General features: G+C 65.6%; 20 protein-coding genes. 11 read left to right on the top strand and 9 right to left on the bottom strand.

What is annotated here, in order from left to right; genetic code table 11:
• Window positions 1-148: 148 nt before the first annotated feature.
• Together ACWDPV_RS01720 and ACWDPV_RS01715 are read right to left on the bottom strand one after the other, a co-directional pair.
• Window positions 149-1,549 carry a PQQ-binding-like beta-propeller repeat protein gene (locus tag ACWDPV_RS01720; protein ID WP_449741515.1) on the bottom strand — a complete coding sequence of 467 codons (1,401 nt, stop codon included), beginning with the start codon at window positions 1,547-1,549 and terminating at the stop codon, window positions 149-151.
• Window positions 1,550-1,925: 376 nt separating this feature from the next.
• Entirely contained in the window at window positions 1,926-2,123 is a 198-nt protein-coding gene (locus ACWDPV_RS01715) for a hypothetical protein (RefSeq protein ID WP_449741514.1), read from the bottom strand.
• Window positions 2,124-2,799: 676 nt separating this feature from the next.
• Between ACWDPV_RS01715 and ACWDPV_RS01710 the strand changes: the two genes are divergently transcribed.
• Window positions 2,800-3,519, top strand: coding sequence for a hypothetical protein (locus ACWDPV_RS01710; RefSeq protein WP_449741513.1), 720 nt, complete (start codon window positions 2,800-2,802; stop codon window positions 3,517-3,519).
• Window positions 3,520-3,747: 228 nt separating this feature from the next.
• Here the strand turns inward: ACWDPV_RS01710 and ACWDPV_RS01705 are convergent, their stop codons facing one another.
• Entirely contained in the window at window positions 3,748-5,280 is a 1,533-nt protein-coding gene (locus ACWDPV_RS01705) for a sugar transferase (RefSeq protein WP_449741512.1), read from the bottom strand.
• Window positions 5,281-5,721: 441 nt separating this feature from the next.
• Here ACWDPV_RS01705 and ACWDPV_RS01700 point away from each other — a divergent pair, with 441 nt between their 5' ends.
• A complete protein-coding gene (locus ACWDPV_RS01700) occupies window positions 5,722-6,783 on the top strand; it encodes a hypothetical protein (RefSeq protein ID WP_449741511.1) in 1,062 nt (353 codons plus the stop codon).
• An 82-nt stretch (window positions 6,784-6,865) separates the two neighbouring features.
• Window positions 6,866-7,255 carry a hypothetical protein gene (locus tag ACWDPV_RS01695; protein ID WP_449741510.1) on the top strand — a complete coding sequence of 130 codons (390 nt, stop codon included), beginning with the start codon at window positions 6,866-6,868 and terminating at the stop codon, window positions 7,253-7,255.
• A 31-nt stretch (window positions 7,256-7,286) separates the two neighbouring features.
• Here ACWDPV_RS01695 and ACWDPV_RS01690 read toward each other — a convergent pair whose 3' ends face one another.
• The 4 genes from ACWDPV_RS01690 to ACWDPV_RS01675 form a co-directional block, all read right to left on the bottom strand.
• Window positions 7,287-8,888: a cellulase family glycosylhydrolase gene (locus tag ACWDPV_RS01690; RefSeq protein ID WP_449741509.1), complete on the bottom strand. Its 1,602-nt coding sequence runs from the start codon at window positions 8,886-8,888 to the stop codon at window positions 7,287-7,289.
• A gap of 306 nt (window positions 8,889-9,194) precedes the next feature.
• A complete protein-coding gene (locus tag ACWDPV_RS01685; RefSeq protein WP_449741508.1) occupies window positions 9,195-10,427 on the bottom strand; it encodes an alpha/beta hydrolase-fold protein in 1,233 nt (410 codons plus the stop codon).
• Window positions 10,428-10,672: 245 nt separating this feature from the next.
• Window positions 10,673-11,269 (bottom strand): YdcF family protein, encoded by a 597-nt coding sequence (locus tag ACWDPV_RS01680; protein WP_449741507.1) that lies wholly within the window; start codon window positions 11,267-11,269, stop codon window positions 10,673-10,675.
• Complete coding sequence (locus tag ACWDPV_RS01675; RefSeq protein ID WP_449741506.1) at window positions 11,266-12,678, bottom strand: O-antigen ligase domain-containing protein; 1,413 nt, start codon at window positions 12,676-12,678, stop codon at window positions 11,266-11,268. The genes ACWDPV_RS01680 and ACWDPV_RS01675 overlap by 4 nt, the downstream gene beginning before the upstream one ends.
• A 237-nt stretch (window positions 12,679-12,915) precedes the next feature.
• On the opposite strand from ACWDPV_RS01675, the gene ACWDPV_RS01670 reads away from it, so the two are divergent.
• The 7 genes from ACWDPV_RS01670 to ACWDPV_RS01640 are packed head-to-tail and all read left to right on the top strand — an operon-like array spanning window position 12,916 to window position 21,031.
• Complete coding sequence (locus tag ACWDPV_RS01670; protein WP_449741505.1) at window positions 12,916-14,376, top strand: polysaccharide biosynthesis tyrosine autokinase; 1,461 nt, start codon at window positions 12,916-12,918, stop codon at window positions 14,374-14,376.
• Window positions 14,373-15,689 (top strand): lipase family protein, encoded by a 1,317-nt coding sequence (locus ACWDPV_RS01665; protein WP_449741504.1) that lies wholly within the window; start codon window positions 14,373-14,375, stop codon window positions 15,687-15,689. The genes ACWDPV_RS01670 and ACWDPV_RS01665 overlap by 4 nt, the downstream gene beginning before the upstream one ends.
• On the top strand, window positions 15,686-16,381 hold the full coding sequence (locus ACWDPV_RS01660) for a YveK family protein (RefSeq protein ID WP_449741503.1): 696 nt from the start codon (window positions 15,686-15,688) through the stop codon (window positions 16,379-16,381). Before ACWDPV_RS01665 ends, ACWDPV_RS01660 begins: the two co-directional genes overlap by 4 nt.
• Entirely contained in the window at window positions 16,378-17,622 is a 1,245-nt protein-coding gene (locus ACWDPV_RS01655) for a lipase family protein (RefSeq protein WP_449741502.1), read from the top strand. Before ACWDPV_RS01660 ends, ACWDPV_RS01655 begins: the two co-directional genes overlap by 4 nt.
• The gene (locus ACWDPV_RS01650; RefSeq protein ID WP_449741501.1) at window positions 17,619-18,935 is read left to right on the top strand and encodes an acyltransferase family protein; all 1,317 of its coding nucleotides are present in this window, start codon (window positions 17,619-17,621) and stop codon (window positions 18,933-18,935) included. The genes ACWDPV_RS01655 and ACWDPV_RS01650 overlap by 4 nt, the downstream gene beginning before the upstream one ends.
• On the top strand, window positions 18,935-20,149 hold the full coding sequence (locus tag ACWDPV_RS01645; RefSeq protein WP_449741500.1) for an alpha/beta hydrolase family protein: 1,215 nt from the start codon (window positions 18,935-18,937) through the stop codon (window positions 20,147-20,149). Before ACWDPV_RS01650 ends, ACWDPV_RS01645 begins: the two co-directional genes overlap by 1 nt.
• 6 nt (window positions 20,150-20,155) lie before the next feature.
• Window positions 20,156-21,031, top strand: a complete 876-nt coding sequence (locus tag ACWDPV_RS01640) for a sialate O-acetylesterase (RefSeq protein WP_449741499.1) — start codon at window positions 20,156-20,158, stop codon at window positions 21,029-21,031.
• Here the strand turns inward: ACWDPV_RS01640 and ACWDPV_RS01635 are convergent.
• Window positions 21,021-22,016 carry a GDP-mannose 4,6-dehydratase gene (locus ACWDPV_RS01635; RefSeq protein WP_449741498.1) on the bottom strand — a complete coding sequence of 332 codons (996 nt, stop codon included), beginning with the start codon at window positions 22,014-22,016 and terminating at the stop codon, window positions 21,021-21,023. The two genes, ACWDPV_RS01640 and ACWDPV_RS01635, sit on opposite strands and share 11 nt — an antisense overlap.
• Window positions 22,013-23,008, bottom strand: coding sequence for a GDP-mannose 4,6-dehydratase (locus ACWDPV_RS01630; RefSeq protein WP_449741497.1), 996 nt, complete (start codon window positions 23,006-23,008; stop codon window positions 22,013-22,015). Before ACWDPV_RS01630 ends, ACWDPV_RS01635 begins: the two co-directional genes overlap by 4 nt.
• 203 nt (window positions 23,009-23,211) lie before the next feature.
• Here ACWDPV_RS01630 and ACWDPV_RS01625 point away from each other — a divergent pair, with 203 nt between their 5' ends.
• Entirely contained in the window at window positions 23,212-24,279 is a 1,068-nt protein-coding gene (locus ACWDPV_RS01625) for a hypothetical protein (RefSeq protein WP_449741496.1), read from the top strand.
• The last annotated feature ends 54 nt before the right edge of the window (window positions 24,280-24,333 follow it).

The raw sequence follows: 24,333 nt of genomic DNA, 5'->3' as shown, positions 1-24,333 counted from the left end.
CGGTGCCGCAGCCGACGCCATGCCCGACCCCCCGATCGCTTCGACCCGGGACACGTCATGGAGATCCCCGCCCCGACGCGGGTGAATGATGCCGCACCGCAACAAGAACCAACGGACCCAAGCCGTATTACTCTGCACTGCAACGACATCAGGGCGTCAGGAGCTGTGTGCCGTCCACCCGACTGAGGTTGTACATCCGCGGACCCACCGCCCTGTACTGATCGGTGTAGGCGCCAGCGAGCTGCCACACCTGAGCGCCGGTGCCGAGGTCATAGGCGACGAGGGCGTTGGCGGACTCGTCGGCGGCGATGACGCGCTCACCGTCGGTGGTGAACGCCGCTCCGACCGTCGTCGGCCGTGGTATCTGCAACCGGGTGGAGCGTACCGTGCCGCTCACCGGGTCGAGGAGTTGAAGTGGGCCGTTGACGAAGTCGTCGTCGTCGCTGTGCGCGGGCGAGTCCGGCGCGCCCTCGGCGCCGACCCGGATACCGATCAAGTTGCCGACCATATCCGCCGACAACCGGTAGGCGTTGAACTGGGAACCCGTTGTCCGCCATAGGAGATGGCCGGTCGCCGGATTGGCCGCGCCGATGGTGAACGAATTGTCGTTCGGATTCTCCGCGAGACGCCCCAGGATCGGTACCGGTGGCAGCGATGTGTCGGTGGAGCCCTGCTCGTCCGCGGGCTTCCAACCGAGCGCCGACGCGGTCTTGGTGCCGTCGGCGCGGTAGATGTCGGTGCCGGTTCCCTGACCGTTGACGACGGCGATACCACCGGCAAATCCGGTCCACGGCACCGCCCAATGCCGGGTATTGGTCGCACTCACAATGGTCTGCCCGTCGGTGGCGCGTAGGAAGTCGATCCGTTCGGGCGTCGGCGATCTGTCCGAGGGGCGCACCACGATCGGCTGATCGGCCAGCACGAAGGCACCGGGCTGCCTCCACATGGTCCGCCCGGACAGGTCCAGTCCGACCATGTCGCCGATGTCGGTGGACGGGTCGGTGCCCTGGCGTTTGACGATGAAGCGATCGCCGACGCCATAAATATCCTGGAAATGCTCACCCGCGGGCAGTGTGGTGGTGGCCACGACGCGACCACCGTCGGCGTCGATCACCATGAGCACATCGGGTCGGGCGTTGTTCACCGCGGCCGCCATGCACCCGATCCGGTCACCGGTGATCGCGCACCCGTTGAGGACCAGTCCGGCCGGCATCGTCACGGTGAACCGATCACGACCGGTCGCCGCGTCGATGACGGTGGCCACCGGCGCGTTCTCCGACGCGGCGAGCACGATGGCGGTGGCACTGGTGGCCCACGAGATGAGCTCGGGGTGGACCGCCCACGCGGCGCTCGGCTCGGTGGGCATGGGGACCAACGCCTGTGCCGGGCCGGCGGCGATCGACGCGATCTCCTCGGGATGAACGGAATCGTCGCCGGGTGCCATCGCCTCCGACGGCGATCCACCTCCCGACCCGACCAGCAGTACCACCACCAGCGCGACGACGGCGACGACGACGGTCACGCCGACACCCAGCCCGATCCACAGCATCGGACGAGAAGAGCGGTGCGGTGGCGGCATCGGTGATCCGCCGAACGGGGGGTGCGGTAGTGGCGTCGGCCATGGTGGGACGGGACCACCCGGCTGCGCAGGCCACGGCGGCGGCGTACCGTACGGCGACACGATACGCGGGTCGACCGGCCGAGTCTCGTTGTCGCTCTTCGTCAGCGACACCCGCACCTGCGGTGGCGAAGCGGCGACCGGTGGCGTCGTGGGTGGCGGGACGGTTGTCTCACGGTTGTCGGGCGGCATCGTCACCGCACGAGGATATAGGGGAGGGCACTACTTCGACACCGATGGGGACGTCGTCCGACTCCGACCGCGTCGGGCCGACGTATCACGACCGCGCAGTAGGGGCCGTCGCGATTTACCGAAGCATCCGGCTCCGCCAGATCGCCCACAGCGTTGCGACAAACGCCAGGGGAAAACAGATGGCCATCACCCAGGGGTAGACACCGCCGTGGTGAATGACTCCGAAGATGGCATAGATCGTCATCGGGACATACATGACGAGCGCGACGATGCGAACTTTCAGTCGCAGTTGGGGATTCAGGGGATCTTGCATGATGGTGTCCTCGGTGGTCCGGGTGTGAACGCAAGTCTAGGAGCGTGACCGGCTGCAGGACAACGAGAATGCTGGTCACCGTCGCAGCATCGCGCACTGCCACGCCCTGTGCGGACGGCGAGAACAGTGACGATGTATGCACCCTGTTTGTGGACCGAGTGGACGGACCGCGGAGTGCCACGGAGTGCCCGGTATTGAGTTGCGTTGTGGTGCAACATCAGTGGGGTCGTGGTATGCGGAGGGGGATCCTGAGCGGAGGCGTCGGCACCCGGAGTCCCGTGGCTGCCGAGCCGTGCCTGAATGACCGCAATGCCTAGCGGACTTAGGATTTCGGTGAAGTCCCGCCCATCTGCTGAATGGAGGACCCGCATGCGTCGTCGCCGCATGCCGAGTTGGTGCCCAGGCGTGAATCGCGGTGACCGGAATGGCCGACTCGCGCAAGTATCCCGCGGTGCCGGTCTCACGCCCCCGGCGTGAGCGTTCCGCGGAGCACACCGCGTCCGCGGGTGACGGCGGCGTCGGGGCGGGTCATGACACTGCCGCAGCGTTCACCGGGAAAGACCATGCCCTTCGGACCGCGCCAACAAATCGGTGACGGTCCCGAGGAAAACGGCACAAGCACCCCACCTGTCGGCCTACCCTGACCACGTCGCCGCCGACGTGAAGGGAATCGCGCATGTTCACTCGAATCCGGAGTCTCGCGGTCGCAGCCGCCGCGAGCGTTGCGCTGGTCGCCGCAGCAGGCACCGCGTCCGCCGCACCCGAACCCACCACCCTCACGCCGACTCAGGTGTTGAGCTGGATCGACGCCCATCCGGTGCCGGCCGCCTCGGTCATCGACGGCATCGACGCGGCCAATGCCGTGCTCAAACAGCTCGGCATCACCCCGTTCACCCCGACGATCGGTGCCTGCACCGATCTCACCTTCCCGCTCGCCGTCGGTGGCGCGGTACCCGGGCCCTACACGCCGGTGCTGGGGAACCTCCACCTCGGTGGAATGGACCTCAACCTGGTCCAGAAGGGAGAAATCCTCTTCGGGTTCGCCCCCGTCGGCATCATCGACGAATCGAGTGACAAGTCCGGAATGCAGGTCGCCTGGCTCAACATCAACACCTTGCAAGGCAGCCTGGGTACACCGATGAGCGGCATCACCGACACGATCCTGAACGCCATTGCGAAGCGAGCAAAGGAAGCCGGGATTCCGGCCCGGCTATACCAGCCGTACATCGATACGGTCGCCAAGCCCGCCCTCAACGCCATCCCGCAGGGCGGAGTCCGAGGCGGCCTCGTCGACACCGGATCGGGCACCGTACTTGCCGCGATCTACGGGGTGGTGCACCGGTCGAACGCCACCTGCCTGTTCTTCCCCAGCCTGGGTATCGTGACCGCGCAATAGCGTCGACGGGGATCATTGTCCGGACTGATCCGGCTGACTCCGTCAGATAGCCCACTGGGTCAGAACGCTGCCGACGGTCTTGCCGCTGGATCCTCGCGTCACGAACCTTGTCGGGTCACAGTGAAAGATGTTGCGCAGCAGCGCCGGACACATCGATGAGTTGCACACGGCTGTTGTGCACCAGACGAAACCCGGCGTGGCCTCGCGGTGGACACGTACGGGGGACACTCAGTACGCACCATCCTTCCCGACAACAGCCTTGGCGGTCCGCCAGAGGATGGCCATGTCCTGCATGATCGACCAGTTCTCCACATAGGAAAGATCTAGTCGCACAGACTCTTCCCATGAGAGATCGGACCGTCCCGACACCTGCCACAGGCCGGTGAGGCCGGGCTTGACCAACATTCTGCGGGCCACCCGACCGTCGTATCGTTCGACCTCGTCGGGTAACGGCGGCCGGGGCCCGACTAGACTCATCGTTCCGCTGAGCACGTTGAACAGCTGAGGTAATTCGTCGAGGCTGTACCGGCGGATGAACTTGCCGACGCGTGTGACGCGCGGATCGTCACGCATCTTGAACAACACGCCGGCACCCTCATTGCGGTCGACCAAATCGGCGCGAAGAGCGTCGGCGTTGATCACCATCGACCTGAACTTCCACATCTCGAATGGCCGGTTGTTCAGGCCGATTCGGTTGGCGCGGTAGAACACCGGGCCACGTGAGTCCACTGTGACGGCGAACGCCACGAGCAGCAGAATCGGTGAGAGCGCGATGAGCATCAGAACTGCGCCGAGCCGATCGAGCGCGGCCTTGCGGAACTTGTTGGCACCTTCGTATCGCGGTTTGTCGATGTGCAGCAATGGAAGTCCCGCCACGGGCCGAACCAGCATGCGGGGTCCGGCGACGTCGGTGACGCCCGGCGACACCAGCATCTCGATCTGACGTCCCTCGAGATCCCATGACAGTTCCTGCATCGCTTCGTGTCCGAGTGCCTCGGCCGAGGTCACCGCGACGGTGGTCGCACCTCCCACGTCGGCGGCCGCGCAGACATCGTCGAAGTCGCCGAGAACCGGGATCTCTCGACCATCGACCTGCACGGACGACCGCGGGCTCGACCGTGACGGCGTGCACAGGCCGACGACGGCGTAGCCCAGCGTCGGATCGCTGAGCCGCCAGATCAGCGGGACTGCCGACGACAACTCGCCCACCACCAGAACGCGGTCCATGTACTGGGAAGCCCACTGTCCGTTCGCTTTCCGTCGCCGTGCGAGTCGCCGACGCCATGCCCAGCGAGACAGCGGAAGGACGACGATACCCACGGGCAGCGCCACGGCCACGAAGCCGCGCGCGACGTCGAGTTTGAACAGGAGATCGATGATGGCGAGGGCCCCGAAGGTGGCGAGGCACGCGGTGACTACACGGCTGTATTCCTGGGCGCCCGAACCGATGATGCGACGATCCAGCGACTGAAACGCACGCAGCGAGGCAAGCCAGCCCACGATGAGGCACAGCGACACCAGATTCGCACTGATCTTGGTCCCATTGAGGACGTCGGCGTCACCCCACCCGAAGCGCAACCATTGGGCACCGACCGTCGTCGCGACGACGACCACGAGATCCGAGATCATCAGGGTGCGTTGATAGCCATGCACCCAGGATCGCGAGTTCTCCCGCTTACGAATTCCGGAGAGGCGGCGGGCGACGATCTCGCGCGGCGTGGTGCCACCGACGGCGACCTCCGAGTCGAGGCGATCGGTCATCAGGCTCCTCTGGGTGTTGGGCGCATGGTGATACTCCGGAGCGACAACGGGGTAAGGCGGTTCGGCGGGTGAATTGTGGACGGATTCACCCGCCGAACGACCATGGCGATGCCGAAATAATAGAAGGTGCGCGCAGTGCCCACAACCGCTGTAGGTGTGTGAGTGTTGTGGACCACGCGGAGAACACGATCACAGACCTATTCGTCGAAAAACGCAGAGTGGTACGCACGTCAATACAACATATCCGGGATATTTCCGAGAATGGATCAAATGATCCGAAACGGTGTTGTCGAATTGCGAATTCGGTCAAATCGCCACTTCGGCCGGTCCATCGCAGCGGTGCGTACCAACAAATGCCGCTGCTGGTTGGGCGCCGATACCCGGCCGCGGATACACTGCCCCGGGTTGGGTTCCGTTTCCCCGAGGCGTCCGGAGGATGCAATGACACTCGCGAAGTCCGTGCGAATCTCGATCGCGGTGATCGCCACCGTGGTGGCGATCGTTGCCGGCCTGATCGGTGGTGGTTCGCGCGCAGACGCCACGGTCCCGGCTCCGGCCGCCGGATACGGCTTCGCCCAGGGTAGTTCGCCGCTGTACCAGAATGGCGCGACGACGAACCGCGAACTGGACGCGGTGGCACGAACGGGCGCCACGTGGCTTCGGGTGATGGTCGATTGGTCGACTATCGAGCGGGTCCGCGGGCGCTACGACTGGAGTGTTCCGGACCGGGTGATCGGGGCAGCTCGGCGGCATCACCTCACCGTCCTCTCCAACGTCCTGACCACTCCGGAATGGGCACGCGGAGGTGCGCCGTTGGGGATATACGCGCCTCCGGCCGACCCGGCGACGTTGGGTGCGTTCATGAAGGCGTTCATCAAGCGCTACCCGGACGTCACCCATCACGAGATCTGGAACGAGCCGAATCTTCCGCTGTTCTGGGGTGCGCAGGCACCAAATCCCGTGCAGTACACCGCGGTTCTGCGAGCCGCCTACCGGTCCATCAAATCGGTCCAGCCCGGGTCGACGGTCGTCGCGGCCGGGCTCAGCCCGAACGCGGGGGCACCGGGATTCGTGTCGTCGATGTATGCCGCGGGCGCGGGCCGCTACTTCGACGCGTTGGCCATGCATCCGTACGTCTTCCCGCGGGGTATCGGCGCAAAACCCAACGGCTGGAGTGAGGTTCAGCAGATTCGCAACATCATGGTGCGACACGGAGACAGCAGGCGGAAGATCTGGCTGACCGAACTCGGTGCGCCGACGCTGCCCGCCGGTGGGGCGTCGCCGCTCGGATTCGGTGTCACCGACATGGTGTCGCAGCGTGAGCAGGCGAATCAGATCACGAGCGTGCTGGCGGCGGCCGCGCGGTCGGGATACTCGGGCCCCGCGTTCATCTACTCGGTCCGGGATGCGGGTACCTCCCCGTCGAATCGGGAGGATCACTTCGGGGCTCTGCTGACGTTCGACTGGAAACCCAAGTACGCGGCGACCGTCCTCAGGCGCTGACATCATGCCGCCGTCGGGGGTTTCGACGCTGTCGGCGTGGACGCGCGGCAACGGCCGCGCACGGCCGAGGCGAGCGGTCTGGATGCTGGGCGTCGCAAGCGTCGCGGTGGTGCTGCTGAGCTCCTGCGCGACCCTGAACGGGACAGCGCGCGAATCTGATTCGACGAGCCGCGCGCCCGGCGTCGGGGAACGCACCACATGTGGTCGACTGGCCGAGGACGCCGCAGGTCACATCGTCGTCGCCGAAGGGAACGTCAGTTGCGATCAAGCGAACGCGTTGATGAACCGTGTCTTCGCCATGGCGCTCGACGGCGGCGACTCACAGCGCAAGCAGATCGACAACTGGCTCTGCTTCATCGGCCCCGTGGCGCCGGCAGGTGAGCACCGGACGATGACATCGGCCTTCTGCGCCAGCAGTACCCCCACCGCAACGGTCCAGGTGACCACCGCACCCCAGGGGCAGCAGCGATAGGCCACCACCCCCGGGGGCTACGACTACCGGATCACTCGGACGCCGACGCGGTAGGAACCGCGGTGTCAACCGTCTCGTCGTCATCCCCGGTCCCGGATTCGGTTGTCGCCGTACTCGGGGCGACCTCCGAGTCCGTGTCCGTGTCGGAGTCGGCTGTGGTCACCGGTGTGACCTCCTCGGACGTCGTCGACGCCGACTCCGAGGGTGCCGCCGATGCGGCCGGCGGTGAAGTGGGTGCAACAGTGGCCCATGCCTCGGCGCCGGCATCCGACGACGTGGCCGAATCGGCCGTCGCCGTGACCTCGGCAGTCGTCGAAGAGAGCTGGGCGGCAACGAGAATCGGAGTCTCGGCACTCGCCGCACTCACCGGCGTCTCCTCGCTCGGCGAACTCGCCGACGGGGAAGCGACCCGCGCCGCGAGCGTGCTCGTGGTCGTAACGGCAGGAGCCGCCGACGCACCGAACGCGGACTCCAGGGCGGCGGCGAGGCTTTCCAGCATCTGCTGGAGTGCGGCAGCCTGTGCTTGCACGAGGGATTCCAGAAGCTGTTGCATCGCTGCGGCGAAGGCGGCACCGAAATCGCCCGTGTTGCTCGCGGTCGTCGAGTAGCGGGCAATGAGGTCGGCCAGCACCTGCGCGGCCGGTTTGGCCACCCAATTGGTGGTGTACAGGCCGAAATTGTCCTCGAGGTTCGATGATCCGGTGTTGGTGTCGCGGGTCGAGTAGATGTAGATGGGCCCGGCGTTGGCTTCGTTCTGCCACGCCTCGATGAAGTTCTCGATGAAGGTCGCCTGCTCGGCTTGTGTGTGCGTGCCGCCGGTGGGTTGACCGTACTCGGTGATCCAGATCTTCTTCGCCGCATCGCCGTACTGGGCCATCAGGGCACGGATCGCCGCGATCTGGCTCGCGGGTGAGTCATCGTGGTCGTTGTCGGTGTACTCCTCCAAGTACTGATACGGGTGGAAGGACAGCGCATCGAAGTAGCCCGCCGCGCCGGACGAATACATCTGCTCGACAAAGGTGATCGGATTCAGCGTCGCTCCGGTGGTGACGGTGGCCCCGAGAACACCGGCGATCACCACGGCGGCCGGATCGGCGGCCTTGATGGCCGTGTACGCGGCCTTGAGGACCTCGGTGTAGGCGACCGGGTCGATCGGGTTGTAGAAGAGCGCCGCGTTGGGCTCGTTCCAGATCTCGTAGCCGCTGATGTCACCCTGGTACCGGGTTGCCACGGCGCCCACGAACTCGGCGTACTCGGCCGGATCGAAATGGCCGTTGACGATATTGCCTGCCCAGAACGGGGTACCGGTCACCGTCGCCACGATGGACATGCCACGCGCATCGGCCGCGGCCACCAGCGCATCGAGCTGGGTCCAATTGTAGGAACCCTCCAGGTATTCGACGCTCACCCAGGGAATCGCGACACGCACACTCGTCACCCCGAGCGCGGCGATCTTGTCCAGCGTGGTGTTCAGCGTCGCCGAATCAAGGCCGTAGAGCGACGAATCGGCGATGCCGATGGTGGTCGAGTTCTCGTCGATCACCGCGACGAGTTGGATCGGTACCGACGTGGGAGCCGGCACGGTGGACAGGACTGCTGACGAGTGCGGTGCGATCACCGGCATCGATGACATTGATCCGACGCCAATGGCGGCGGTAGCACAGACAGCAGCCATCCGTGTGGACGAGATGACTAGGCCGCGACGGCGCATGGATGTGGTCCTTATCGTTGGCCCCCTGCCATATGAATAGCAAGGAGTCATCAACGGTGCGCCGTGTGATTCTAAAAGTGGACTTCTAGCGGGGTTGATCAACTATTCCGGAACGATCCCGGGATAGATCACGCATGCAATCCAGTATTGCGCAGGAAATACTTCCGGGTAATGCAATCAAGAACGTGGAGGAACCGGTGCGGAGGAGTCGCCGCCCGGCGGACTGCTTTACGCTGCAGGCGCAGACGGTACCGAAGCCCGATCAGGCTCGGACACAGGGGTTGATTCGGTAACCGGCGATGGGGTGGCCGAACTCGAGGGGCCGGTCTCCTCCGCAGGCGACGTATCAACCCCCTGCGTCGGTGATTCGGTCACCGGCCCGGGTGATTCCGACGGGCCGGCGGTGGTTGCGGCCGTCGACGCGTCACCGGGTTCGGCGGTGGCCGTCTCCGTGGAGGTTGCCTGCACCGCGGCAGTCGCCGGAACTGTGATGGAGTACCCGGATGCTCCGGCCGGCGACACGGACGAGGGAGAAGCCACCTCCGACGCGGACGCCACCGTCGGCACCATGCTCGCCCGCGCCGTAGGCGTCGTCGCGGCAAGTGCAGCCTGGACCGACGCCGCATCGGACACCGCATTCGCTGACCATTGAGTCCAACTATGAATCCCGACAGTGTATTTGAAGTCGACGGGCAGTCCGAGAAGTAGCGCTTCGGCGTTGAGCGCCAGGGTGGATGCCAACGTACCGACCTCCAACGCGACGCCGGTCACGAAAGCCACCGGGTTACCGGTGGCAATCGCGATCACCACGTCCTCGAGCCGCGGTATCCCGAGTCCGGCAGTGATGATGATCCGCTGCCCCGATGCGTTCAGTGTGGCGATCCGGGTTCCGACGTCGTGGGCCCACCAGGAGCTGTTGGCGCCGAGCGGATCGCCCCACATCGCCGTGTACCCGTTGGCGATACCGGTGACAAAGCTCTGGATCGCCGGGATCACGAACCAGCCCACCGGATTGTTGGTCTGATAGAAGCTCGACATCGACTGGGCGACGGAGAAGAGCTCGGGATGATCGAGGGCGATGGTGACTGCCGACCCGCCTGACATCGACAATCCGACGATGGCATTCGAGCTCGTCCCGACCCCGAACCGGCTGTTGAGGTATGCGGGGAGTTCGCTGGTGAGGAACGTCTCCCACCTGCCCGGTGCGGTGGTGCCGTCGGCGTAGCCGATGGCGTCGTCCCAATCGGTCATCCAGGTGCCGGCACCCCCGGCGGGCATGACGAGGTTGTACCGGGTGCTGTAGGCCGCCAGGGCTCCGCTGTCCGCGTCGGCCCAGGTGCTGCGATCATCGGGGGCACTGATGCCATCCAGGAAGTACACCGCCTGTTCGGTGGCGCCGGCGGGCTGATCCGATGGCCGGATCTGGACCAGCACAACACGTCCCAGACTCGGTGAGGCCACCGCGCAGGTCTGGACGTGCGCAACCCGGTCGGCCTCACTCGCCCATGTGCAGTAGTCCCGCAGAGTGTCCGGATCGGCCGCATCTGCGGGTGCTACCGTCGATAGCGCGGCGGCACCGGAGATCCCCACCGCGGCAACGGATATCGTACGTCGGATCGCTGTGCGGGATCGCTTACGGTGTCGAGCCATGGCAGAACCTCCCTGGTGAGGAGTACGGACATGGTGGGCGTAACGGTGACCACCGGCTACTCATGGCAGCCGACCACGGCCGCCTTCGTCAGACCGACGAACTGATAGGCGTACTGGAAGCCCCAGTATGCCAGCGATTTTGGGTACTCGCGTGGTACCGATCGCATGATCAGGGTGCCTGCATCGCATTGCTCGAAGATGTACCGCGCACGAACGAGATGAAAGCGCCAGCTCACCACGATCATCGAACTCCAGCCGTGCTCGCGGGCCAGCTTCGCCGCGAACATGGCCTCGCCCACGGTGGTGCTCGGGTCCGGCCGGAAACAGATCACCTGCACGGTCGACGTCGAGGACGCGCACGCACGATCCATCACGGGGTCGGGTTTCTTGCCGTCGAATCGGTCGTACGGATCCGACAGCAGCACGACCGGCGCATATCCACGGCGGGCCAGATCGATACCGTACTGCTCGCGGCCGTCGTGCTCGCCACCGAGGACGACGATGACGTCCGCGCGGCGCAGCGGGTCCTCATGCGACCGATAGAACATCACATACCCGGCAGTCCAGAACGCGATCGCGAGTATCACCGTCAGCATCACCACGACAATGAGCGAGCGGCGCAATGCCCGACGCCCCCTGCGTAGCGCGATCATCGGGGGCGGGTCATTGCGGCTCCGGCCGGTGCCATCACGACGCGGTCATCGGCGCCCGCCGCCGGTGCTGTGGCATCGACATCGGTAAACCGCTGTGCGACAACGATGAACGCGATCATCACGGACAGGTCGGTGACCGACACCGGGATCGTGACGGTGCTGAAATCGAGCTGCATGCCGAGGACGAAGAAACCGATGAAGCATCCGCCGAAGAAGGCCGGTTCCCACCGGCTCTGCCGCAGGCAGCGGTAGGCGAGGTAGCAGCAGTAGAGCATGACGATCGTGAACACGATGCCGACGAGGAGCCCGGCCCGGTAGATCGACAACAGCGGCGCGTTGGCGACGTAGTTGATGGTGAACGCCAGCGAGGGATCTTTGAACTCGGCGATACCCCAGCCGTGCCCGACGAGCCAGTGGCCGGCCATATTGCCCGGATAGTCGCGCAGCGCATCGCCGCGCGCCGATGACCCGGTATCACCGGACCCGAAGGACGAGAAGATCCGATGCCGCGACGCCGGTATCGCCGCAAGGACGATCAGTCCGCCGACGATGGAACCGGCGATGATCCCGCGTGCCCGGCCGGACATGGTGTGGAACAACAACATCAGGATCACGCCGACCACCACGGAGAACAACGCCGCCCGGCTCAGCGTCCCGGCGATGCAGGCGAGCAGCAGCGCCATCAACAGCCACCGACTGCGACCGCGGAAGACCAGTGGACAGATCATCACCGCGGCCAGGAGGCCGATCCCGGCGGCGTTGGGATCGATGAACGTTCCGGACAGGCGGGCGGTCACCGAGGTTCCGCTGTAGACGAAGCGGCCCGCCGATTCGGCGGTGTAGCCGAACGGTGAGAGCAGGGTGAAGGTCTTACCCGAGGTGTCGACGGTCAGCATGGCGATTCCGATCAACCCGGATACCGCGGTGGCGCCCACGAAGACCCGACCGAACGTGGCCAACTGGGCGAGGGGGAGTCGCCGAAGAGCGACGATCAGGAGCACCGCGGTTGACCATTTCGCGTATTCCACAATATCGACGAGACCATTCATTGTCAGGGCCACCGACGGAATAGCGCACAGTGTGAAAACGATCAACATCCAGTCGAGGGGCTGCAGTGAACGGTTCTCAATAGGGTGGATAACGGTCGCCAACAATACGGCCGAGGTCATCGCGAAGATCAATGGCAAATGAACACCGGGAAGGTAGCCGGCGGGCAGACATGCCACCACGATGGCCAGCACCCACAGCAGCCAGGTCGGATGCGCCAGTCCCACGTAGGCCGCGACAATCAGGATGACCAGCACAAAGGCCAGCTGCGACGGCGTCGATCCGGCGAGTAACGCTCCCAGGACGATCAACGAAACCGCAACCGTGATGACTGTTGCGCGAACGGCTCCCACGGGGAGCATCCTTGCATGCCGGGTGGACCAACACACGGTGAGATCTTCCGCGAGTGCCGGAATCCGGACACAGCGGGCCGGCACTATGGTGCTTCTCACCATTGTGACAACCACATTCTCTCGGTGGGCGCTTTGGTGATCTGTGCACTACCGTTTCTTGTGACGTCCTGTTTTGCTTGAAGTGATCGGGGGATTCACTGCGGTTTCGCCTAGAGGTGGGCGGCGCAGACGAAAGGAGCTCGGCTGGTGGCTGTGCGCGAGTATGTCCATATCGCCGTGAGGTTCTGGTGGGTCATCGTCGGAGCCGTGGTGATCTGCGCCACTGCAGGATTCGTGTACGGGCAGTTCATCCAGTCGGTCACCTACGTCTCGACCTCGAAACTCTTCGTCTCCGCCGAGGGCGGCACGTCGGTCGGCGAGTCCTATCAGAACAATCTCTTCGCCGAAGCCCGCGTCAATTCCTATGCGCAGATCGCCACGAGTGATCAGGTCGCCCAACGTGCGTCGCGCGCGCTGAACGGGGAAGTCGGTGCCGGCGAACTGAAATCGTCGACGACGGCCACTCCGGTCGACAAGACGGTGATCCTCGAGATCTCGGTGACAGCCGGATCGGCGGCGCGCGCGCAGTCCGAGGCGGCTGCGGTCGCCCGCGAAACCGTGAACGTGGTGCAGGAACTCGAAACCTCGCGCCGCGGAGGCGAGCCCGCCGCCACCGCGATCGTCTACGACGAGGCGTCGCTGCCCGGCTCGCCGTCGGGCCTACCGGCGTGGATGCTCGCGGGCCTCGGCGCCGCCGCCGGACTCATCGTGGGTGTCGTCATCGCCTTGCTGCTCGGACTGCGGCAACGCCGCCGGATCGGCGGTGCGGACGACCTCGCCGACACCGCCGCCCGTCCGGTGCTCTCCGTGATTCCCGATGATCCGGAGCGGGAAAATGCGCTGCTCATAACGGATTTGGATCAGGACGGTCAGGGCGACGCCTACCGCGACCTGCGCAACGCCGTCCGATTCCGCGGGGCCCGCCTCGGTGACGGGCAGGCACCGCGGGTGGTGGCGGTGGTCGGTGTCGGGAGCGGCGTCGGAGCCTCGAGTGTCGCGGCCAATCTCGCCGGTGAGATCGCCGCGTCAGGACGCTCGGTTCTGCTGGTGGATGGCCACCTGAGGGCCGCGAGGGCGGCGGGTTCCAGTTCATCTCGGCATTCGTCACTGTCGGAGGTACTGGCCCCCGACGCCGCGTCCGGTTTGTCGACCGTCCTCACCGATGAGACCGAGCTCCTCGCGGCGGTCGTCGGCGTCGGCTCGTTGTCGTTCCTGCCGAGCGGACCTGCCCCGAGCTCGCCGGGGGAACTCCTGGGTTCACGCGAATTGGACACCGCACTCGGCGTGGCACGTCAGCACTTCGACTTCGTCGTGATCGATGCCGGCCCCGCCGGTCCCGATGCGACGGTCTTCACCGGCCTGGCCGACGGCACGGTGCTCGTCGCGCGCCGCGGGCGAACCACCCGCACGGCTCTGCGTGCTGCGCTCGAGTCGGCCGACTCGGTCGGAGTTGCCATCGGAACCGTGCTCACCTTCGCCGGGAACCGGCCCCAGCGGTCTCCGGAGCCAACCGAACCGACACCCGAGGAAGTCACCGATGATGAAGCACCGGAACCGAATCCGGTCGAGGTGAGCGCAGCATCGCCGTCACTCGGTGAGCCGCGGTGATCATCGGTCGGGGAGCAGCGAGTCGTGGTGGGCGAAGGCGTCACCCGCGTCGTCTCCGGGGACGACTCGTCCTGCTCCTCGTCGCCGCAGTCCTCGGTGCCTCGGCCTGCTCCGCCGACGAGGAGCCGGGCGCCATCCCGTTGCTTCCCGACGTCTCGGGTTCGGCGCTGGTGACGCCCGATCCGGTACCGGTGGCCCGGCCCGCGGCAGGCGGCGCCGGTGTGGGATCGGTTCTCTCGGTGGGAATGGCGGGAAAGCAGGAGATCCGCCCCATCACCGAACTCGGTGCGGTGGTCAAGAGAGTCGAGTACCGCTCCACCTCAGGTGTCACCGGGCAGCCGACCGTGGTCTCCGGGATCGTGGCCGTCCCCGGCGGTACGCCCCCGGCCGGTGGCTGGGTGACCGTCGCCTTCGGACACGGCAACACCGGCGTCCGGCACAAGTGCGGGCCGTCGGCCTACACCAACCTGCTCGGCAGCGACGTGATCGTCGCGGCCCTGCTGTACAACGGTTTCGCCGTCGCCATGCCCGACTACCAGGGTCTGGGAATGACCAACCTGGACAACCCTTTTCTCGACGCACGTACCTACGGATACAACATGATCGACGCGGTCCGCGCGGCACGCGCCACCTATGCGTCGCTGTCGGATCGGTGGATCTCCTACGGCGTATCGCTGGGAGGTATGTCCGCTTGGGCGGCAGGGGAATTGGGCCCCACCTACGGGCGCGGACTGGATCTGCTCGGCACCGCGGCGCTGGTACCGGTGTCGAATATGCGGGACCTGGCCACCAAGGCGGCAGCAGGAACCCTGACCCGGGATCAATACCCACTGCTCGCCTATCTGATCGATGCGTTGTCCCGGGTGGCGCCCGACCAGTTCAACCCGGACGACTACCGCTCGTCCTACGCGAAATCGGTGTGGGAGGACGTCCTCAACTGCATCCCGACCGATAACCTCGATGCGCAACTACGCACCATCCAGTCGCTGGGACCCGCTGATCTGCGGCCGAAAGATGCTGCCGCGCAACAACGACTCTATGACTGGCTGGATCGGACCGGACTGCCGCTGGCCACCGGAGGCGCCCACGGGACACCCACTCTGATCATGTACGGCACCGACGACAAGTTGATCGACTGGCCGTGGACCGCGCGTGTCGTCAAGCAATCGTGTGACCAGGGGGCCAACATCCAGGCCATCAAACGGGTGGGTGAAACCCACTCCACCCTGAATTCGGCGCAATCGGTGGCCTGGATGCTCAATCTCGCCAACGGAGGACGGGCCGCGATGTCGAATTGTGGTGTCCTGCCATGAGATCGCCGTCGGACCGGCACCCCGCCGACTACGCATCCCTGTGGGTTCGTGGGCTTCCCGTCGTGGCCCTGTCGATGATCGGTGCCGTGCTCGCCGGCCTGGTGGCGTTCGCGCTCCTGCCGCGCACCTACGAATCCCAGGCCCGGCTGCTCATCACCGCGCCCGGACCGGCATCGGTCACCGCCGCTCAGGCGTCGGACCTGGCGGGGCGTCTGAGGTTGTCGAGCTACGAGGAACTCGCCACCTCCGATCAGGTCCTGGGCCGCACCCGCCTCGAGGACGGCGCGGGCGCCCTGTCCGGCACCGACATCGCCACGCTGCGTGAGCGGATCACCGTGGTTCCGTCGGTCGACGATGCCGTCCTGATCATCAACGTCACCGGCCCCACCGCCGACGCCGCAGGCACCCTGGCCCGCGGGGTGAGCACCAACCTCGCCGCGGTCGTCAACGAGGTGGAATGGAGCGGCGCCGACGGTGCCGCCCAGTATTCGGTCGAGGTCATCGACGCCGGGAGTACGCCGGAATCGGCGTCGTCACCCCGGATCTGGACGACGCTGCTCACTGCCCTCGGGCTCGGTGTTCTCCTCTCGAGTGTCGCGGTCATCGCGGTGGGACTGCGGCGTGATCTCGTCGACGGTCCGCGTGACGCGCTGGTTCGCGTGCGCGACGTACACGCGGGAGTCGGCTCATGACCTCGACGCACCGCCGATGGGCTTCGTGCTGGTGGGCGATTCTCCTGCTGATCGGGGTGGCCACCACAGGATGTTCCAACGCCGAGGGGGATTCGCCACCGGCGGACGCCGGCGTACCGTACAGCGTCGACACGAGCGGGTCCGGTCCCGGCGCTCTCCGCTCCGCCGAGACCATGCCCTTCGTCGATCGCCGCGTCACCGCGCAGGCCTCGACGGTGCTGCGCGTCAAGTACGAGTCCACCGACGGCCGGACCAACGAGCCCACCCAGGTGTGGGGTGCGTTCCTTGTGCCCGCGTCCCCACGCCCCGCCGACGGGTGGCAGACCGTCGTCCTTGCACACGGGACGGTGGGACTGCTCGGGGAATGCGGTGCCACCCTGTCGCCGGCGCTCGGTGATCTGGCCGCCACCGCCGCCGCGTGGCTGGGCCAGGGCTACCTGGTGGTGGTACCCGACTATCAGGGACTCGGTTTCCCCGGCGGCACCGAGCCCACCCATCCCTATCTCGATGCGCGGACCGAAGCGATGAACGTCATCGACGGTGTGCGCGCCGCCCGACGGCTGGTGCCGGGGGTGTCGCCGCGGTGGGCTGCACTCGGTGGATCGCAAGGTGGACAAGCCGTCTGGGCTGCCAACACCCTGGCCGCCGACTACGGCAAGGGACTGGAGTTGCGGGGCACCGCCAGCCTGTCGCCGGCCGCACAGTTCGCCGGGATCGTCGATCTCGCGCAACGCAAGCAACTGACGACCGATCAGTACGGCCTGTACACGTGGCTGCTCCTGGCGGTGCAGCAGGAGAACCCCGGCTTCGACGTGACGCACTACGTCCGTGGCGCGGCCAAGGACCGATGGCATGACCTGGCGCAGTGCCTGCCCGTCTACGCCCAGACACGGGCAGATGTGCTGCGGTCACTCAGTCCCGACGATCTCACCCCGGATTCCGACGCGGCCGCAGCCGAACTCAAGGCTCTCCTGGCCCGACGTGCGGTGCCCGACGAGCGTGCCGGCGCGCCGATGCTCGTGCTCTACGGAGGTCGAGATCAGCTGATCGCCCCCCAGTGGACCGCCGCCGCGCTGGCGACGGCATGCGCGAACGGCGACACCGTGATGTCGCAGTTCCAGCCGACCGCCGACCACGGCGGAGTCAACGGCGACATCGTCGTCGGCTGGATCATCAACAGGTTCGACGACGAACCGGCCCTCTCCACGTGCGCGTCTGAGCCCAGGAGTGAACAGCAATGACCGAAGACGTTGCCAAACACCGACAGACACAACCCACCGCGTCGCCCACACCCGAATACCAGCCCACACCTGAATACCAGCCCACACGTGAATACAAGCCCACACGTGAATACAAGGCAGGCCGCATCATCGGCCTCGACGGTCCACGCGGGATCGCCTGCTGGGCTGTTCTCGTCGTCCACGTGGCCAATCAGGCATCCCCCGACACCATGGCGGCCGGCGGGTTGGCGTTGCTCGGACAGGCGTTGATCTTCTTCTTCGCCCTGTCCGGATTCCTGCTGTATCTGCCGTATGTGCGGTCGCTGATGCACGACAAGCCGAGGCAACCGAATGTGCGCGCGTATGCGATCCACCGGCTCCTGCGGGTATTTCCCGGCTACCTCGTCATCTTCCTGATCGTCAACTTCGTCCTGCAGGCCTCGTTCCTGCACAACGAATGGGCGTCGAGCAAGACCGGCACCGATGCGGGAACCGGAATGATCACCGACCCCGGGATGCTCAGCACCAATCTGACACTGCTGCAGTCGTATTTTCCGCAGTACCTGCAGACCGGTATCAGCCCGTCCTGGTCGTTGACCCTGGAATTCGTCTTCTACGCATCGCTACCGGTGTTCGGTGCCGCAATGTGGTTCCTGCGCAGACGTTTCGGCACCAACCTCGCCGCGCTGGTCCTCGCTCCACCGGTGATCCTCATCGTGATCGGGATCGTCGGGAAACTCCTCGCCGCCCGGGTGGCCGAGCGTGACGGGATCACCTCCACCATCGAGCAGAACTGGGGACCCAACACCGCCGCGGTGATCCTGCGGAGTTTCGCTGCCTCGTGCGACAACTTCGCCTTCGGGATGTTCGCGACGGTGGTGTTCGTCGCCGTCGGGTTCGGGGTGATCGATGGACGCCGGGTACGTCCGATCCGGGTCGTCGCGGCCATCGCCCTGCTGCCCAGCCTGGCAGCGATGCTGTGGCTGATCGTCGCGGGCTCCAACTTCCAGTCCACCTTCACCGCGTTGGCCTCCGGGCTGCTGATCCTCGTGATCGTGCTCCCGATGGCCGCGGGCAACACCTCGCCATTCGCGCGGGCACTGGACTGGCGGCCCTTTGAATACCTGGGCCGGATCTCGCTGAGCATCTACCTGTGGCATTTCCCGGTGATCATCGTGCTGATCAGAATGGGTGTCATCCAGGGTGATTCGTGGGGTGGACTGGCCGTGAACATCGTTCTCGTCACCGCGGTGAGTGTGGCGTTGGCGAGTATGACCTTCCACTTCGTCGAGAAGCCGGCGATGGGCTATGCCCGGAGATTCAAGGCCCGGTGATGGGTGCGATCCGCAGGCATCCCGTTGTCACCGCTCTGATCGTCGTGGCGGTGCTGGTGTTCGGCATGGTGGCGCTGATCGGGGTCCGATTGATCCTGACGGTCGTCGGCGGTGATGCCAAGTCGGTCGAGTTCCGTACCGGTCAGGGACCGGGTTCGGTGGTGTCGGCGGAGTCGTTCGACGGTCTGCCGCTGCGCACCAAACTGGCCGGTGTGACCGCCACCCGCGTGGTCTACCGATCCACCGACGCCGCGACCGGCGAGCTGACCGAGGTGTCCGGGATCGTCGTGGTGGGGGAGAAACCACCACCGTCCGGCGGCCGTCCGGTGATCGCCTTCGCCCACGGCACCACCGGAATCGACCAACCCTGCGCGCCGTCGGTGGCATCGGGGATGTACGGCCTCGGCGTGTTGGCGGGGAATCTGGCGCAGCAGGGTTTCGTGGTGGCGCTGCCCGACTATCAGGGACTCGGCTCACCCGGCGTGCATCCCTACCTCGATGCGCGTACGGCAGGCTACAACGTCATCGACAGCGTCCGCGCCGCACGAGCAGTGGTCGACGGCACCTCGGACCGTTTTGTGGCGTACGGCGGCTCTCAGGGCGGCGGTGCGGTGGTGGCCGCCGCCACCGAGTTCCCCTCCTACGGTGATGGTCTGACGATGCTGGGCGCGGCCGCGCTGGCTCCTGCGGCCGACATCGTCGGCGTGGCAGGCAAGGCGCGCGCCGGGCAGGCCACCAGCGATCAGCAACTGATGCTGCAGTGGGTGGTCGAGTCGTGGGCGCGGGCCGATCACGGCGTGAACCGCGACGACTTCCGGGCCGGGGCGGCGGTGGCCGGCTGGGATGCTCTCTCCCAGTGCTCGCAGGCCGCGGCATCACAACGCACATCGGTGGCCGGACAACTCGGACGTACCGACATCGCACCACGCAACGACACGGCCCAGCAACAACTCAGCGAACATCTCACACAATCACGGGCACCGATCGAGTCGACGCCGGTGCCGATGCTGATCGTCTACGGCGGCAAGGACACCTTCATCGACCCGGCCTGGACCCGTGCCTACATCGGCTCGCTGTGCGCCGCCGGGGTCGTCGTCGACGCCGACTTCCAGCCGGACAAGGGACACGGCGACATCAACGGCGACGCCGTACTGGCCTGGATCGGTGACAGATTCGCCGACAAGACCGCACCCAACACCTGCGCAGGAGGATGATGCGAGATGGCCGAATGGGTTCCGAGTGCCGACGATCTGCGTGTGCACGGCGACGCGCCCGGCGTCGTGCAACTGAAGATCCGCGCCAAGGACGTCGTCAAACGGGCGCTGGCCACGGGGACGCCGGTTCCGCAGGCGGCACGGTATCGCGTCGTCGCGGTCCTCGGTCAGTCCAATGCGCATGGCGCAGGCCAATCGGCATCCGACGACGTCCCCGACACGGATCCCCGGGTTCATCAGTGGGCCGGGTGTGGTCGTCGTCGCGATCGGATCCTGCTCGCAACGGACCCGCTGCTGCACGGAACGCCCGGTGCGGGTGTGGGTTTCGCCACCACCTTCGGTGGTCTCCTGGCGCAGCAGACCGGCGACGCGGTGCTGCTGGTTCCTGCGGCCCGCGGCGACACCTCGTTTCACCCGAAGAACGGATTCACCTGGGATCCCGACGACGATGCGACGCGCGTCAACCTCTTCGATCGATCGGTGCGGCAGATCGCCGGCGCGCTGCGCACGGCCGGACCGGACTCGGAGTTGAGCGCGGTGTTGTGGCATCAGGGAGAAAGCGATGTCCCGCTGACCTCACCCACGCGGTATCAGAATCGGCTGGACACCCTCATCACCCGGCTGCGTGGACGATTCGGGACGGTGCCGTTCATCATCGGTCAGATGGTTCCCGAGGAGATCGCGAACGGTCATCCCGGCTACCCGGGAATTGATGCGGTACATCGCAGTACACCGACGCGCCACGATTTGTGTGCCTTCGTCGCCGGCCCGGACGGGATGCACAATCCGGGGGAGAGCATCCACTACAACGCAGCCGGCGCCCGGGAACTCGGACGTCGGATGTTTGCCGATTACCGGGACACCGTCGCCGTCAACCGGTGATCGCCGGCAACCCATCCGACTGCGAGATCAGATCCATGTCGTGTGACACCATCGCCGCAACCACATCGTGGAAGGTCTTGGTGGGATGCCAGCCCAGTCGTGATCGCAGTCGGGTGCTGTCCCCGACGAGGTCGACACTGTCGGCGGGCCGAAACAGGGTGGTGTCGGTGACGACGTGGCGTTCCCACCTCTCGATTCCGGCCGCGGCGAACGCCTCGCGGGTGAAGTCCTCGACGCTGTGGGATTGGCCGGTGGCGACCACGAAGTCGTCGTTGGCCCGGTGTTCGGCCATCCGGATCATCGCGTCCACATAGTCGGCCGCCCAGCCCCAATCCCGGCGTGCCGTCAGGTTGCCCAGCGCAAGTTGGGTTCTCGTCCCGTTCGCGATCTCGGCTGCCGCCTGGGTGATCTTGCGGGTCACGAATCGTGGGTCACGCAAGGGGGATTCGTGGGGGTAGAGGATCGCGTTGGACACCGTGACGCCCTCGCTGCGAAAGACCGCGCCCAGTATGTGGCTGTAGCCCTTGGCCGCCCCGTAGGGTGACGTCGGACTCAGCGGCGTGGTTTCGTTCTGCGGGGTGATCGTAGCCCCGGCGAAGATCTCTCCGCTGGTGGCGTTGACCACGTGGACCGGATGGCCTTCGCGTACCAGATCGCGTGCCGCGGTGAGTAATCCGGCGGTCGACATCCCGTTGACGAGGCCGGTGCCCACGGGATCCTGCCAACTCCACCCGACCGAGGAGATCGCGGCGAGATGAACGATCACCTCGGGTTGGACGGCATGTACCACCTCTGCACACGCTGCCGGATCGGACAGATCGGCGGACAACTGTCGATATGCCGGGTCGCCCGCGGCGGGCTTGTTGACGACGCCGGTGACCGACCAGCCACGAGCGAGGAGTTCCCGCGTCAGGATCTGCCCGTCTTGGCCGCCTGCGCCGGTGACCAGGACGGTCCGTGGCTGCGAGGTATCAACCCCGGTCATGCCACCCCGCGGGCACCGGCGGCGGACTCGAGGGCGACGTCCGCGCGCACCATCATGCGGATGAGTTCATCGAAACTGACCTCGGGCTTCCATCCCAACTGGCTCTGTGCCTTTGCCGAGTCCCCGATGAGTAGGTCCACCTCGGCGGGCCGGAAGAACTGGGGATCGACGGTGACGTGACGATCCCACTCGCTGATGCCGATCTCGTCGAACGCCACGTCGAGTAGGTCCCGGATCGAGTGGGTTTCGCCGGTGGAGATGACGTAGTCGTCGGCGACGGGCTGCTGCAGCATCAGCCACATGGCGCGCACATAGTCACCCGCGAATCCCCAATCACGTTTGGCGTCAAGGTTTCCCAGGGAGATCGTCTCCTGCAGTCCGAGGTGGATGCGGGCGACGGCGCGACTGACCTTGCGAGTGACGAACTCAGGGCCGCGTCGCGGTGACTCGTGGTTGAACAACACACCCGAACTCGCGTGCATGCCGTAGGACTCGCGGTAGTTGATGGTCATGTAGTGACCGAACACCTTGGCCACACCGTAGGGCGAGCGGGGCCACAGCAGGGTGGACTCGCGTTGCGGAACGTCTTGGACCTTGCCGAACATCTCCGAACTCGAGGCCTGGTAGAAGCGCACCTCCTTGCCCGCGACGTCCTGATACAGGCGTACCGCTTCGAGCATGTTCAACACCCCGGTGCCGGTGACGTCGCTGGTCAATCGGGCGTTCTGCCAGGAGTAGGCCACGAACGACACCGCGCCGAGGTTGTAGACCTCGTCGGGCTGGGCGATGGTCATCGCGCGCATCAGGCTCGAGAGATCGAGCAGGTTGCCGGAGACCACCTCGACGAACGGATGCGTCCTGGCCAGCAGATCGACCTTGGGGTTGTTCTGTCCGCGGACGAGGCCGACGACGCGGTATCCCTTGGAGTGCAGCAGTTCTGAGAGGTAGAGACCATCTTGGCCGGTGATTCCGGTGATGAGTGCAGTTGTCATGGTGATCCTGGTTTCTGTGACGTGTGGACGTGGCGTCAACAATGAACCGTCGCGATTGCAACCACCGAATGGTCCCATGTGGCGGCCGGATCGGCACGACGAGCGTGACCGAACCGTCCCCGGCAGGAGAGTGGTGAGGCCGCAGTGCTGACGGGTACCGCGAAAGAACTGAGAAATATATAGCAAAATGCGGCTATCCTGTCATGATGAAATGGATCACGTGGGTACGCATGCATAAGTTGACGCGCATTTCCCTCGTCGTTGCGATGTCCACCATGTTGGCATTGTCGGTTTCCGGATTCGGCGAATCCGGCCAGGCGGAAGCAGATATCACCGTTCCTCAAGCTGAGTATGGCTTTGCGGGAGGAAGTGACATGCTTTGGTTGTCACAGGCCGATTTGAATCGCGAACTGGACGGTGCCGCGACAACGAAAGCCAGCTGGCTGCGCGTGGTCGTCGACTGGAACTCGGTTGAACCCAGCAACAATTCCTACAATTGGGCAACACCGGATCGAATGATCAATAGTGCGCGTCAACACGGATTCAAAGTATTGGCAACCGTGGTCTCCTCGCCGGCCTGGGCGCGTCCGAGTGGATCGTTCTTCACCGCGCCGCCGACCAACAATGCCGACCTCGCCGACTTCCTCCGCGCCTTCGTCGCCCGCTACTCCAATCGGGTGTCGACCTATCAGATCTGGAATGAGGTCAATCTGCCGATCTTCTTCGGCGGTTCCGTGGATGCCGCGCGCTACACCGCGCTGCTGAAGGCCGGGTACTCGGCGATCAAGTCGGCCCAGCCGGGGGCCACCGTGTTGTCGGCGGGCCTCGCGCGGTCGGTGGGCCCGTTCTCGCCGTTGACCTACTACACCGCGATGTACAACAACGGCGTCAAGGGCTATTTCGACGCTGCGGCAATGCACCCCTACGTGTTCCCCGGCGGGGCGTCGACCAACCCGGAGAATGCGATCAGCGACGTCGTCGGATTGCGTGAACTCATGGTCGCCAGAGGGGATTCGGCGAAGAAGATCTGGTTCACCGAGATCGGCGCGCCCACCGCGTCGGGTTCCCCGGACGGCGTCACCGAGCAGGAACAGGCCAAGCAGATCACCGACATGCTGTGGTTCGCCGCCACGAGTGGGTATAACGGTCCGACATTGATCTACACGATCCGTGATTCAGGAACGAGCACCACGGATCGGGAGCAGAGTTTCGGGGCGGTTTTCACCTACGACTGGCGACTGAAATACACGGCGTCGGTGCTTGCAGGGTGATCCGACATTTGTCGCCGATTCTGTAAGTGACGTTACGGAAATCCGGAGAGATTC

The sequence above is a fragment of the Gordonia sp. NPDC003504 genome, assembly GCF_053587995.1.
Note: the sequence above shows the minus strand (reverse complement) of the source record. Positions and strands in the feature narration are given on the sequence as shown.